The sequence below is a fragment of the Lysobacter capsici genome (genome assembly GCF_014779555.2).
Lineage (GTDB): Bacteria > Pseudomonadota > Gammaproteobacteria > Xanthomonadales > Xanthomonadaceae > Lysobacter > Lysobacter capsici.
This window is the reverse complement of sequence record NZ_CP094357.1, coordinates 5,333,246-5,345,008: the sequence shown is the minus strand read 5'-3', so window position 1 is coordinate 5,345,008 and position 11,763 is coordinate 5,333,246. Positions and strand designations below refer to the sequence as shown.

Genomic DNA, 11,763 nt, shown 5'->3' with positions numbered 1-11,763 from the left:
CCTGTCCGCGGACCCGTTGCGCCTGACACGCAACGGCGGCCGCGGGTCGGACGCGCATCGGTCGGCCGGCACGGCGACCGGGTGCCGGGGTGGTGGTGGTCGGTCCGCGCCGGGCGGATCGGGTGGTTCCAGGTTGCGCGTCGCGGTGTCGCAAGGATCGCCGTCGCGGCGCGTGGCTCTTTCTCACTTATTCAACATGACAAGTAGGCTCCCATGAAGAAGATGCTAGGACTGCTCGCCATTGCCGTATCGCTGGCGGTCGGACCCGCCTGGGCGGGCGAAGAATTCTGCGACGACCGCGGCAGTGGACCCAAGCCACCGGGAGACACGGAATCGGTCACCGGCCCGGGCAGCGGCTCGTGCGAAGTCAATCTGGTCTACACCCTCAGCATGCTCGATATGCTGCCGAGCCAAGTTCCCCGCGGCATTCGCGACATCGGCTTCAGCGATACGCTGCTGGGCCGCCTGCGCAACCCACTCAACGAGGTGGAAATCGGCTGGGACATCCATGACTTCAAACTGGGCATGGACACGTCGCAGCCGTCCGAAGCGCGGATGATCGAATGGTCGTTCCGGCCGACCGACAAGTACGGGGTCGAGCGCATGCTGGCGATATCGCTGCGGCGCAAGGAGGGAGAGGTCAGTGTGATGCTCGACTGGCTGCAGTCGCCCGCGCCGGACTGGTCGTACGCCACCCCGTCCCGGCTCGAGCCGGTATGGCTCGATCACAGAAGCATCGTCCTGGGCGGCGCCGACGTGACAAACCAGTCGGCATACCTGAAGTGGGTTTCCGGCGCGGTCGTCGTCGGCGTGTGGACCGGCGAACAGTTGCAGGAAGTGCGTTTCCCGTTGCCGTCGGCGAGCTGGAAGCCGGTGCGGTTGCGCAATTCGCTGCTGCTCGGCGCGCCGACCCAGAGCGGTACGCAGGTGAGCCTCGGATGGCCGGATGCGTTCCGCTACCTGTGGTCGAAGCCGGTGCCGGCACCAAGGGGACTGCCGGACGAACCGGTGGCGCCGTCGGATCCGACTACGCCCGAATCGCAGTACTGAGCAAATTCGCGCGACTGTGATCGATCTGGACCGGTGGTGATCGGTCCAGATCGATTGCGCGAATCGTCCCGATGGACCGCGGCACGCCCCGATACGCCCCGACCGTGCGCGCTCAGCGCTTGGCGAGCGCGTCCAGGCGCGTCTGGCAGGCTTGCAGGCGCAGCACGCGCGGGTTGTCGGCGGCGAAATCGGTACGGATCACCGCCAGCGCGCCGGCCAGTTCGCGCGCCGCGTTCGCCGGCGTCGGCAGATCGCTCAGGCACAGCGTTTCGGCCTGCGCCAGGGCGAGGTTCGCGGCATGCCCGGGCATCGGCTTGAATCGCTCGATCGCCGGGGCCAGCACCGCGCGCGCCTGCGCGTCGCGACCCAGGTCGTGCAGCGCCATCGCCCAGGCCAGACGGTACATCGCCAAGTTCATGTGTTCCGGCGTGGCGACGGTGGCGATCTCCACGGCCTTGCGCAGGTGCTTTTCGCCGCCGACCGGATCGTGCAGATACATATGCTGCAGCAGGCCGAGGTTGTATTCGGCCGAAGCCACGTGCGGATGCTGCTCGCCCTTGAGTTCGCGCTTGATCTGCAACGCGCGCTCGAAATAGGCCGCGGTGGTGGCGTAGTCGCCGCGCGCCTGGGCGATGGTGCCGAGCTGGTTGAGTGCGGACGCGGTGTAGCCGTGGCGTTCGCCGTACAGTTTCAGCCTGACCCGCAGCGATTCCTGGGCCAGGCGCTCGGCGGCGGGGTAGTCGCCCTGCTCGCGTTTTTGCCGCGCCTGGTTGTACAGCGATTCGGCCGCCTCCGGGGTGTCGGGTTGCGCGTTCGCCTCCAGCGCCGGCAATTGCGCCAGCAGCAGCGCCGCGCGCGCTTGCTGGCCCGATGCGCGCAAGGCGCTGACCCAGCCCTGGCGGGTCTCGATGCTGCGCAGGTCGCGGTTGCCGTAACGGCGCTGGTATTCGCCGTCGACCGATTCCCATAGGCGCAGGGCGATATCCAGGCGTCCTTGCGCCTGTTCCAGTTCGGCCTGCAGACGTCGCAGCAACAGGCGCTCGTCGGCGATCGCGGCGCTGTCGCCGCTGGCGGCGTCGGGCAGCGCCCGCAGGGCCTGCTCGAGATGGCCGCGCGCGCGCGGGTAGTCGGCGCGGGTCATGGCCACGCGCGCGCGCAAGCGGTAGACCGCGCGCAAGTCGGTCGGGTCGGCGCGCGGCAGGCCTTGCAACAGTCGCAGTGCTTCGGCCGAATGCCGCTCGGCGCCGTCGTAGTCGGCCAGCGACAGGTCGATGTCGGCGATCGCCGCGGCCAATGCGGCATGGGTTTCGGGATCGTCGATCGCCTGCAGGCGCTGCGAGCCGCGCGCCAGCAACTCGCGCGCGCCCGGATCGCGGCCGCGCGCCTGGGCCGGGTCGGAGGCGCGGAACAGGTCGATCATGAATTGAGTGACGTCTTCGGCCTGGGCGCGTCGCGCTTCGGCGCGATCGCGGGCGATCGCGAGTTGCCGCGACTGCAGCACGGTGCTGGTGACGAAGCCGACGGTCAGCGCGCAGGCGATCGCGGCCAGGCTCAGCGCGGCGACATGGCGGCGCGCGAACTTGCCCAGCCGGTACAGCGACTCGGTGCGGCGCGCGGCGATCGGCCGCGATTCCAGCACCGCGCGCAGATCGGCGGCGAGGCGTTCGACGCTGGCGTAGCGTTGCTCGGGTTCCTTGCGCAGGCAGCGCGCGACGATCGCATCCAGGTCGCCCTGCAATTGCCGGACCAATGCCCTGGCGGTGGCGCAGTGGCGATGGCGCGCGATCTGCGCGGCGCGTTCGGGCGACTGCTTGTCCAGCCGCGCCACCGCGCGGCTGGGCAGGGCCGGGACGGTGTGCACGATCGCGTGCGCCATCAGCGCCGGGTTGGCGTCTTCCAGGGTCAGCGGCAATTCGCCGGCGAACAGTTCGTACATCAACGCGCCGAGCGCGTAGACGTCGGTGGCCACGCCGGTGGCGGCGCCGAGCACCTGCTCGGGCGCGGCGCTGGCCGGCGAGAAGAACGCCTGCGCGTCGGCGGTGGCCATGCTGACCGGCGCGTCGGCCCCGGTCAGCGCCTTGGCGATGCCGAAGTCGAGCAGCTTGGGCCGGCCGTCGCGGTCGACCAGCACGTTGCCGGCCTTGATATCGCGATGCAGCACCAGCCGTTGATGCGCGTACTCCACCGCCGACAGCACCTGCACGACCAGTTCGATGCGCGCGCGCAGCGGCAGTTCGAGGCGGTCGCAATGCTGCACGATCGGTTCGCCGTCGACGTACTCCATGGCGAAGTAGGGCCGGTCCGGCGGCAGCTCGCCGGCGTCGATCAGCCGCGCGATGTTGGGATGCTCCAGCGTCGCCAGCAGTTGCCGCTCGCGCCGCAGGCGCTGGCGCACCTGCGGCGCCAGGCGATGGAACGCGGCGACCTTGAGCGCCACGCGTTGCTCGCCCTCGTCGATCCCGCGCCGCGCCAGGTACACCCGGCCCATGCCGCCGACGCCGAGCTCGCGTTCGATCACGAACGGCCCGGCGCGGCTGCCCGGTTCGAGCTGTTCGGCGTCGTGTTCGATCCATTGCGCGGCGGCCGCGGCGGCCGCGTCCTGCCAGGCGTCGGACGCGTCCGCATCGGCGGATTCGTCCAGGCTGTGGTGCGCGTCGATCAGGCGCTGCACCGCCTCGCGCAATGCGGCCGGATCGGTTTGGCCCGCGCATTGTTGCTCGATGAAGGCCTCGCGCTGCGCCGGGTCGAGATCCAGCGCGCGCACGAACACGTCGGCGGCCTGCGACCAGATCGAAGTGGAAGTCTGCATGGCGAACGGCCCGGGATCAGGGAGTCGGCGGGGACAGTTGGCCGTGCAGCCAGGCGCGGGCGAATTGCCAGTCGCGCTTGGCGGTCGGCAGCGAGACGCCGATCGCCTCGGCGGTCTCTTCGATGGTCAGGCCGCCGAAGAACCGCAACTCCACGCCCTTGGCGGCGCGCGCGTTGATGCGTTCCAGGCGTTCGAGCAGGCGATCGAGGTCGAGCGCGTCGGCCAGATCGGGGGTGACCGCGGCGACCTCCTGCCCGGCCTGCAGGGTGACGCGCAGGACATCGCCGCCGCGCTTGAGCGCGGAACGTTCGCGCAGGTGGTCGACCAGCAGCCGGCGGATCACGTGCGCGGCGATCGCATAGAAATGCACGCGGTTGTGGAACTCCGCCTCGCGCTGTTCGACCAACTTGAAATAGGCATCGTTCGCCAGTTCGGTGGCGACCAGGGTCAGCTGCCCGCTGCGGGTCAGGCGCTGCTGGGCCAGACGGCGCAGCACCGGGTAGATCTGTTCGAGCAATTGCGTTTCGGCGTCGGAATCGCCCGCGCGCCAACTTTGCAACAGCTGAGTGATGTCGGGTGGAACAGCGGCGGTCATCGAGGCGGCGCCGGTCGGGAGGGCGCAGCATACCGCTTCGGTTTCGGGTGAGCCATTTATGCCGTGTGTGCCGAGTTGCACACCACCGCTGACCGCCACGGCCGCGTTCCGACGTTATGCGGCGATCGCGTCGTTGCCGATGCCGCCGCGCGCGCGGCGATGCCCGCGCGGCTAGCCGGTCGAGGCCAGCGGCACCAGCGCGTCGGAGCGCGCGCGCAGCCGCCGCGCCCAGCGTCTGCCCATGCGGATGCCCGGTTCCTCGATCCACAGATAGACCGCCAGCGCGCCGGTCACCAGCACCAGCGCGCACGCGGTGTTGACCAGCCAGAACGCCAGCGTGCCGCTCATCGCATAGGCCTTGACGCCCGGAATCGCGAACACCGCCAGCAGCGCCAGCCCCTGGCCCAGGTAGATGCCGTAGCTCAGGCTGCTCAGCCGGCGCGACGCCGGCCACGCCAACACCCCGAACAAACGGTTGCCCGAACACACGATCCACAGGAAGGTCGCGGCCAGCGGGCACAGCGCGAGCAAGGACAGCATCCCGAGGTTGCGCATGTCGAGCATCGCCGCGAACACCAGCGCCAGGCACAGCAGGGCGAGCACCGCCCAGCGCCGCCGCTGCAGGCGCAGACGTTCGCCGATGCCGGCATGCAACAGCGAGGCGACGAACATGCCCGAGGCGAACAGCAGGATCAGTTCGGCCAGCACCGCCAGCATCAGCACCGGACGCGGTTTGACCCCGGCGACGAAACCGCCGTTCCAGGTCGCCGCGACGATGATCAGCAGACAGGCCGCGACCAGTCCACCGCTGAACGCCAGATGCCGGCCGCGGCGCACGAACACCGCCAGCAGCGGCAACGAGAAATAGAATAGCCATTCGAAGAACAAGGTCCAGGTCACTCCGGCGAGGATGGTGCCGGTGTCGGCATAACCGTTGATCGTCGGCGGCGGCGGCACGATGCCGAGCGCGAGCCAGGCCGAGGTCGAGGCGATCGCTTCCGACGCCGGCACCTGCAGGCGAAAGCCGGTGCGATAGGCGACCACGCCGATCATCGTCAGCACCACCACCAGATACACCGGCCCCAGCCGGAACACCCGGCCGATGTACAGCGCCCGCCAGCCCGGGCGGCCGCCGGCCTTGAGCAGTTTGGTCCAGAACAGAAAGCCGGTGACCATGAAGAACAGGCACACGCCCAGCAATCCGGCGACGTTGTAGAACTGCGCGCTCGACGGCTTCCACACGCCGCTGCGCAGGTATTCGTAATGCACGACCGTATGCGCCGCGAACACGCTCAGGGCCAGGAAGCCGCGCAAGCCGTCGAGGGTGTCGGTGCGCTTGCCCGGCTGCGGCCCGTCGCGGTCGGCGCCGCGGAACAACGGTAACGAGGCGAATGCGAGAGCCGCCAGCATCATCGCGAAGTACGGCCCTGCGTGATGGATGTCGACCATGTCGGATGCCGTGAGCCGGAAGGGGATAACGGCCGAGACTATCGGCGTCGGCGACCGGTGTTTGCCGGGTGGATCACGGTTCTCCGCCGGTACGCGCGGCGGGTTTCCGGCCCGCTGGCGCGGTCACTTCCCGGATCGGACGCAGCGCATGGTTTGCGCGGTTACGCCGATGGTTCGGGTCAGTCGAGACGATTGCCGGCGACGGCGCGACCGGCGGCATGCGCCGGCAACGGATGCATCGTTGCCGGCGAAAGACCGGGCTCCGGAAGGCGGAGCCCGATCCCGGCTACGCCGCAAGGCTCAGCGCAGCGCCGCCTTCACCGACTGCTCCACGGCATTGGCCACCGCCGCTTCGAGCTTGTTTTCGGTCGCCAGCAGAAACCCGACGACGAAACCCGCCGCATCGGCGGCGGCGATCTCGATCGGCCCGGCCGTGACCACGCTGGAAAGGCCCCACAGCTGGAGCGAGCGCCGCAAGGTGCTCAGTCCGCCGAGCACGACCTTGTCGGTGTCGCTGCGGCCCAGCTGCGTGACCGCGGCGTTTTCCAGATCGACCAGTTTCCTGTCGGCCTCGTCGGCATCGCGAGACGTGGCCAGGATGCGCTCGGCGTTTTCGAAGTAGGCGTATTGCGCGACGCTGAAGTGCTTGCGGTAGGGCGCGAGGTTGGCGGTCAGCGACAGCGCGCGGTCGGTATGCGCCTGTTCGACGAACGCGGTGTAGTAGGCGATGGCTTCGTCGCGCGGTCGCACGGTCGGGTAGCCGCATTCGTTGATCATCACCTCGACCGGACTGCGCTGGCTGCGCGGGTCCTGGGCGACGACGCAGCCGGCGTAACTGTTATGGGCGACGCCGACGCCGTCCATCGGGTTGTTGGACGCGGTTTGCGCGGACGCACAGGTCCAGGTCAAGGACAGGGTGAAAGCCAGGACGACGGCAGCGAACGGTGCCTGATACTTCATTGTGGATCTCCGTGAACGAGGTTGGAAAGGAACGGCTCCGTCGGGAGCCGGATTCGGCGCGGACGGCATGCGAGCCGCCGCGGCCGGTCATCCACGGGTAGTTCGTAACGCGGACGGAAAAACCGACATCGCGATCGCGCCATCGCTTCGCCGACGATGCGGACCGTGCAATCCGGTAGCGACGACACGCCGCGCGCAGCTGCGAACGATGGCGGATAGCCAAGCCACGGCCGATGCATGACTGCGACCGCTTGCACGATCGCGATATGTGACCGTCGGCACGAGCCGTGGCGCTGGCTGCGGCATAGTCCAGGCTCGGGCGCGGCGTGGGGAATGCGGCGGCCGCATGCGGCGCCGGGGCGCGCCATTGCGACAAGGAGGTCGAGTTGACCACGTTCGTGTATTGCGAGCCCGATCGTGCATCGGGCGCCGCGGGGTTGCCGGTTTCATCGGATTGTTTCGAGCGCGCGCCTCGTCGCGCGATGCGCGCGCGCCTCGCGCACGCGTCGTGCGTTGCCGATGACGTGCGCGCAGGGCCGGTGAGGCCATGAGTTCGTCCGTATCCGGCCCTCGGCAGATTCACGCGGTGGTCCGCGGCGCCCGCGCCGATTCCGCATCCGCATCCGCGGCCAGGCCCGCGCGCGGCGTGTCGCTGCTGTTGACGCTGGGCCTGTTGCTGGCCTGCGCGCTGGTGCTGACACTCGCCTGGCAGTTGCGCGAGCTGCGTCAGGAGCGTCGCGGCCTGATCGAGCGCGTCAACGACCCCTATGTCGGCATGTACGTGCCGAAGGTCGCGCTGACCGCCTTGGACGGTAGCGCGGTGGTGCTCGGCGAGCCGCGCGCGGATTACCAGCTGCTGTACTTCTTCAGCACCACCTGCCCGCATTGCCTGGCCTCGTTGCCGATGGTCAAGGCGATCGCCGCGCAGGTGCCGATGGCGTCGAAGGGCCGCGCCGAAATCATCGGCGTGGCCAGCGCGAGCGCCGCCGATGCGGGCGCCTACGCACGCGCGCATGCGCTGGCGTTTCCTATCGTCGCCAACAGCGAGGTGCGCACCGCGATGCTGTTCCGCGCGCACAGCGTGCCGCTGCTGCTGGTGATCGGCGCGGACGGGCGCGTGCGTCATGCGCGCATGGGCGTGATCGACGAAGCGGCGGATCTGCGCGCGGTGCTGGCGGCGCTGGACCCGCCCAAACGATCCGGCGGCTCCGCCGCGCGGGTCGCGAACAAGGAGTCGCCCTGAAAGGCAGGGCGCTTCACGGGTCAGGGACGACCCGTTGCCGGACGCAGGCGGTCGCGCCGCGCCGGATTGCAGGGCCGCCACCGGCCCGAACCATCGCGTTCGCATCCGTCCTGGAAGGGCGGAGCGAAACATCAGGGAGAAAGACGATGAAGCGCAACACCCGCATTCGTAACGTACTGATCGCCGCGTTGTTCTCGACCGCCATGGGATTCGGATTTTCCCAGGTGTTCGCCAACGATCTGTCCAGCGGCGACGGCCTCAAGGCGCGCTGCCAGACGATCGCCTGCCGCTCGCGCTGCGGCATCCCGGGCGGCGATCTGACCCCGGACGGCAAGAACTGCCTGTGCTGCGCGGCGCCTTGAAACGCCGGGCATGCCGCGGCGGGATCGTCGCGGTCGCGGCGATGGGTCGCGACATAGGTTGATGCCTCGCGGATGTCGGTATCGCCGACGCAAGCGTGACTGCCGCCGGTCCTCGCAGGCCGGCGGCAGATCGATCGCCTGACCGCTCGGCGAAGCGGACTTCGACCGCGACGCGATCATCGATGCGGCGACGCATCGCAAGCGCCACGGTTGCCGTCCGGGCATTCGACGCGAGCGGTCGCGTCTTGCGTCCGCGCAAGGGACGCATCGCGCTCGACCGCCGAAGCGCTAGCTTGCGAGCCATTCGCCGGTATCGAAATCGAGTGCAAGCCGGACGCGGCGCGGACACCCGCGCGTATCCGCATGGCATCATCCGCCGGTGGCGCGGGCGTCAAGCCCGTTGTCAGGCCGAACGACACCTTGGAGACTGAAAACATGGCGCTCAAGCGGATGGACAACGTCGGAATCGTCGTCGAGGACCTCGAAGCGACGGTCGATTTCTTTCGCGAACTCGGCCTGGAACTGGAAGGGCGCGGCTCGATCGAAGGCGAATGGGCCGGACGCGTCACCGGCCTGGGCGATCAGCATGTCGAGGTCGCGATGATGCGCACGCCCGACGGCCACAGCCGGCTCGAGCTCTCGCGCTTTCTCAGGCCAAGCGTGGTCGCCGATCACCGCACCGCGCCGGTCAATGCGCTGGGCTATCTGCGGGTGATGTTCGCCGTCGACGATCTCGACGAGACGCTCGCCAGGCTGCGCACGCGCGGCGCGCAGCTCGTAGGCGAGGTGGTCGACTATCAAAATGTTTATCGCCTTTGCTATATCCGCGGGCCGGAAGGGATTCTGATCGGACTCGCCCAGGAACTGGGCTGAGCGCATTGCCAAGGCCAGCCGGGCGCCACGATCCTGGGCGTCATCGGCGGCCTCTGCTCCAACGTATCGGCCACCGGCCGTCGATCCGGCGCCAAGCGGCGCTCACGCCTGCGCGTAGGCAAACGCTCGGGTGAGCGACCGGTCGATCGGGCAAGCGCGTCCGGGCAGCGGCAATGCCCGAACGTCACCCCGCCTATCGTCACTGCGCCGTGTCCCGCGCGCCGGTCTATGCTCCGGCCGAATCAGGGACGGAGCACCGATCGCATGAATCCAGCGCGCCCTTCGCGAGCTTTCGTAGCCAGCCTCGTCGCCGTCGTGGCGCTGGTGGTCGCGCTGCAGTTCCGCGACATCACCGCCGCGCTGGGATTGAAGATACCCGGCCTGCCGTTCGCCTACGGCGGCTCGATCCTCGACAACGTGCTGGCGGTGGCGATCGTGGTGGCCGCGGCGATGGGCTTGAGCCGTCGCCGGGCCGAACTGCCGCGCGATCTGGGCCTGCGCTGGAACGGCTGGAAAGGCCCGGCGCTGACCGCGCTGGCGACCTTGCCGTGCTGGATCGGCCTGGCCTGGATCGGCCAGGTGTCGAGCGATTGGTCGTTGCTGGATCTGTTGATGCTGTCGGTGCTGTTTCCCTTGCTCGAAGAAATCGTGTTCCGCGGTTTCGGTTTCGTCTTCGTCCGCCGCGCGCTGGCGTGGCGCCGGCCGGCGGCGTACGTGATCCAGGCGCTGGTGTTCGGGCTGGTGCATTGGTGGTCGGCCGGCGCCGACGGCGGCATGGCCTTGCAGATCTTCGCGATCACCTTCGTCGGCGCGCTGGTGTTCGCCGCGCTCGATGCGCTCGACGGCGAGACGATCTGGAGCGGCTGGGCGCTGCACGTGTCCTTGAACGCGGCGTGGACGGTGTTCGCGGTGTCCGACACCGCGGCCACCGGCTGGGTCGGTAACTTGCTGCGGCTGCTGAGCGCGGGGCTGGCGCTGGCGGCGCTGTGGCTGCTTCGGCGTTGCGCGAACCGGCAGCGGCGATAAAGCCGGGCGATAAAGCCAACTGCTACGATCGCGGCTCCTTCAACGGCGGCACGTGCCACGATCCAGGCACCAGCGGGAGACGGCCATCAAGGTTCTAGTTCTGGGCAGCGGCGTGATCGGAACCACCGCCGCGTACTACCTGGCCAGGGCCGGCCATCAGGTCACCGTCGTCGATCGCCAGGCCGCGCCGGCGATGGAAACCAGTTTCGCCAACGCCGGCGAGGTGTCGCCGGGGTATGCCGCGCCCTGGGCCGGTCCGGGTGTGCCGCTGAAAGCGATCAAATGGCTGGCGATGCGGCATCGGCCGCTGGTGATCCGCGATCTGCTCGACCCGGCGATGCTGGGCTGGTGCATGGCGATGCTGCGCAACTGCACTCAGGCGCGTTACCGCGTCAACAAGGCGCGCATGGTGCGGCTGGCCGAGTACAGCCGCGATTGCCTGCGCGAGCTGCGCGCCGACACCGGCATCGGTTACGACGATCGCCAGCAGGGCACGCTGCAATTGTTCCGCACCCACAAGCAGCTCGACGACAGCGGCAAGGACATCGAGATCCTGCGCGAACACGGCGTCGCCTTCCAACTGCTCGGGCCCGACGATTACGTCCGGTACGAGCCGGCGTTGGCCCAGGTCAAGCACAAGTTCGTCGGCGCGTTGCGCCTGCCCTTTGATGAGACCGGCGACTGCTTCAAGTTCACCCAGACGCTGGCGCGCATGGCGCAAGCGCTGGGCGTGGAGTTCCGTTTCGGCGTCAACATCCAGGCGTTGCAGACTCAGGGCGAAAAGATGAGCGGCGTGCAGACCGATGCCGGCGTGCTGCAGGCCGATGCCTGCCTGCTGGCCTTGGGCAGTTATTCGCCGTTGCTGCTCGCGCCGATCGGCATCCGCATCCCGGTGTATCCGGTCAAGGGCTATTCGATCACCGTGCCGATCGTCGATGCGGCGCACGCGCCCGAATCGACGATCATGGACGAAACCCACAAGGTGGCGGTGACCCGCCTGGGCGAGCGCATCCGGGTCGGCGGCACCGCCGAACTGGCCGGTTACGACGGCCGCCTGCACGACGCGCGCCGCGACACCCTGCTGCATGTGCTGACCGATCTGTTTCCGCGCGGCGGCGATGCGGGCCGCGCCGAATTCTGGAGCGGGCTGCGGCCGATGACGCCCGACGGCACGCCGGTGCTCGGCGACACGCCGTATTCGAATCTGTACCTCGCCACCGGTCACGGCACCCTGGGCTGGACCATGGCCGCCGGCACCGGGCGGGTGATGGCCGACTTGATGTCCGGCCGCGCGCCGCGGATCAGCCTGGACGGCTTGACCGCGGCGCGGTATCGCCGCTGAGCCTCGGCGCCCGCGAACCGGCGCGACCGGCGCCCGCGATTGCAATCCAGGTCG

Annotated in this window: 10 protein-coding genes; 6 read left to right on the top strand and 4 right to left on the bottom strand. The window is 69.0% G+C overall.

What is annotated here, in order from left to right; translation table 11 throughout:
- Window positions 1-213: 213 nt before the first annotated feature.
- A complete protein-coding gene (locus IEQ11_RS22080) occupies window positions 214-1,050 on the top strand; it encodes a hypothetical protein (RefSeq protein WP_191821222.1) in 837 nt (278 codons plus the stop codon).
- A 112-nt stretch (window positions 1,051-1,162) separates the two neighbouring features.
- Here IEQ11_RS22080 and IEQ11_RS22075 read toward each other — a convergent pair whose 3' ends face one another.
- The 4 genes from IEQ11_RS22075 to IEQ11_RS22060 all read right to left on the bottom strand — a co-directional run bounded on the left by IEQ11_RS22075 (window position 1,163) and on the right by IEQ11_RS22060 (window position 6,863).
- The gene (locus IEQ11_RS22075) at window positions 1,163-3,859 is read right to left on the bottom strand and encodes a serine/threonine-protein kinase (protein ID WP_191821223.1); all 2,697 of its coding nucleotides are present in this window, start codon (window positions 3,857-3,859) and stop codon (window positions 1,163-1,165) included.
- A gap of 16 nt (window positions 3,860-3,875) precedes the next feature.
- Entirely contained in the window at window positions 3,876-4,454 is a 579-nt protein-coding gene (locus IEQ11_RS22070) for an ECF-type sigma factor (protein WP_046658084.1), read from the bottom strand.
- 171 nt (window positions 4,455-4,625) lie between these two features.
- On the bottom strand, window positions 4,626-5,903 hold the full coding sequence (locus IEQ11_RS22065; protein WP_191821224.1) for an acyltransferase family protein: 1,278 nt from the start codon (window positions 5,901-5,903) through the stop codon (window positions 4,626-4,628).
- A 300-nt stretch (window positions 5,904-6,203) separates the two neighbouring features.
- Complete coding sequence (locus IEQ11_RS22060) at window positions 6,204-6,863, bottom strand: hypothetical protein (RefSeq protein ID WP_191821225.1); 660 nt, start codon at window positions 6,861-6,863, stop codon at window positions 6,204-6,206.
- Between the two features lie 547 nt (window positions 6,864-7,410).
- Here IEQ11_RS22060 and IEQ11_RS22055 point away from each other — a divergent pair.
- From IEQ11_RS22055 to IEQ11_RS22035, 5 genes are all read left to right on the top strand, one after another.
- On the top strand, window positions 7,411-8,106 hold the full coding sequence (locus tag IEQ11_RS22055; protein ID WP_191821226.1) for a TlpA family protein disulfide reductase: 696 nt from the start codon (window positions 7,411-7,413) through the stop codon (window positions 8,104-8,106).
- A gap of 146 nt (window positions 8,107-8,252) precedes the next feature.
- Entirely contained in the window at window positions 8,253-8,468 is a 216-nt protein-coding gene (locus tag IEQ11_RS22050) for a hypothetical protein (RefSeq protein ID WP_036106020.1), read from the top strand.
- Window positions 8,469-8,678: 210 nt separating this feature from the next.
- Window positions 8,679-9,341: a VOC family protein gene (locus tag IEQ11_RS22045; protein WP_228464478.1), complete on the top strand. Its 663-nt coding sequence runs from the start codon at window positions 8,679-8,681 to the stop codon at window positions 9,339-9,341.
- A gap of 264 nt (window positions 9,342-9,605) precedes the next feature.
- On the top strand, window positions 9,606-10,367 hold the full coding sequence (locus IEQ11_RS22040) for a CPBP family intramembrane glutamic endopeptidase (protein WP_191821227.1): 762 nt from the start codon (window positions 9,606-9,608) through the stop codon (window positions 10,365-10,367).
- A gap of 85 nt (window positions 10,368-10,452) precedes the next feature.
- Window positions 10,453-11,709, top strand: coding sequence for a D-amino acid dehydrogenase (locus IEQ11_RS22035; RefSeq protein WP_191821242.1), 1,257 nt, complete (start codon window positions 10,453-10,455; stop codon window positions 11,707-11,709).
- Window positions 11,710-11,763 lie beyond the last annotated feature (54 nt).

Excerpts from the sequence above, each read along its gene's own strand:
- IEQ11_RS22065 (WP_191821224.1), bottom strand. The coding sequence starts at position 5,903 with ATGGTCGACATCCATCACGCAGGGCCGTACTTCGCGATGATGCTGGCG.
- IEQ11_RS22040 (WP_191821227.1), top strand. The coding sequence starts at position 9,606 with ATGAATCCAGCGCGCCCTTCGCGAGCTTTCGTAGCCAGCCTCGTCGCC.
- IEQ11_RS22070 (WP_046658084.1), bottom strand. The coding sequence starts at position 4,454 with ATGACCGCCGCTGTTCCACCCGACATCACTCAGCTGTTGCAAAGTTGG.
- IEQ11_RS22060 (WP_191821225.1), bottom strand. The coding sequence starts at position 6,863 with ATGAAGTATCAGGCACCGTTCGCTGCCGTCGTCCTGGCTTTCACCCTG.
- IEQ11_RS22080 (WP_191821222.1), top strand. The coding sequence starts at position 214 with ATGAAGAAGATGCTAGGACTGCTCGCCATTGCCGTATCGCTGGCGGTC.
- IEQ11_RS22075 (WP_191821223.1), bottom strand. The coding sequence starts at position 3,859 with ATGCAGACTTCCACTTCGATCTGGTCGCAGGCCGCCGACGTGTTCGTG.
- IEQ11_RS22055 (WP_191821226.1), top strand. The coding sequence starts at position 7,411 with ATGAGTTCGTCCGTATCCGGCCCTCGGCAGATTCACGCGGTGGTCCGC.
- IEQ11_RS22050 (WP_036106020.1), top strand. The coding sequence starts at position 8,253 with ATGAAGCGCAACACCCGCATTCGTAACGTACTGATCGCCGCGTTGTTC.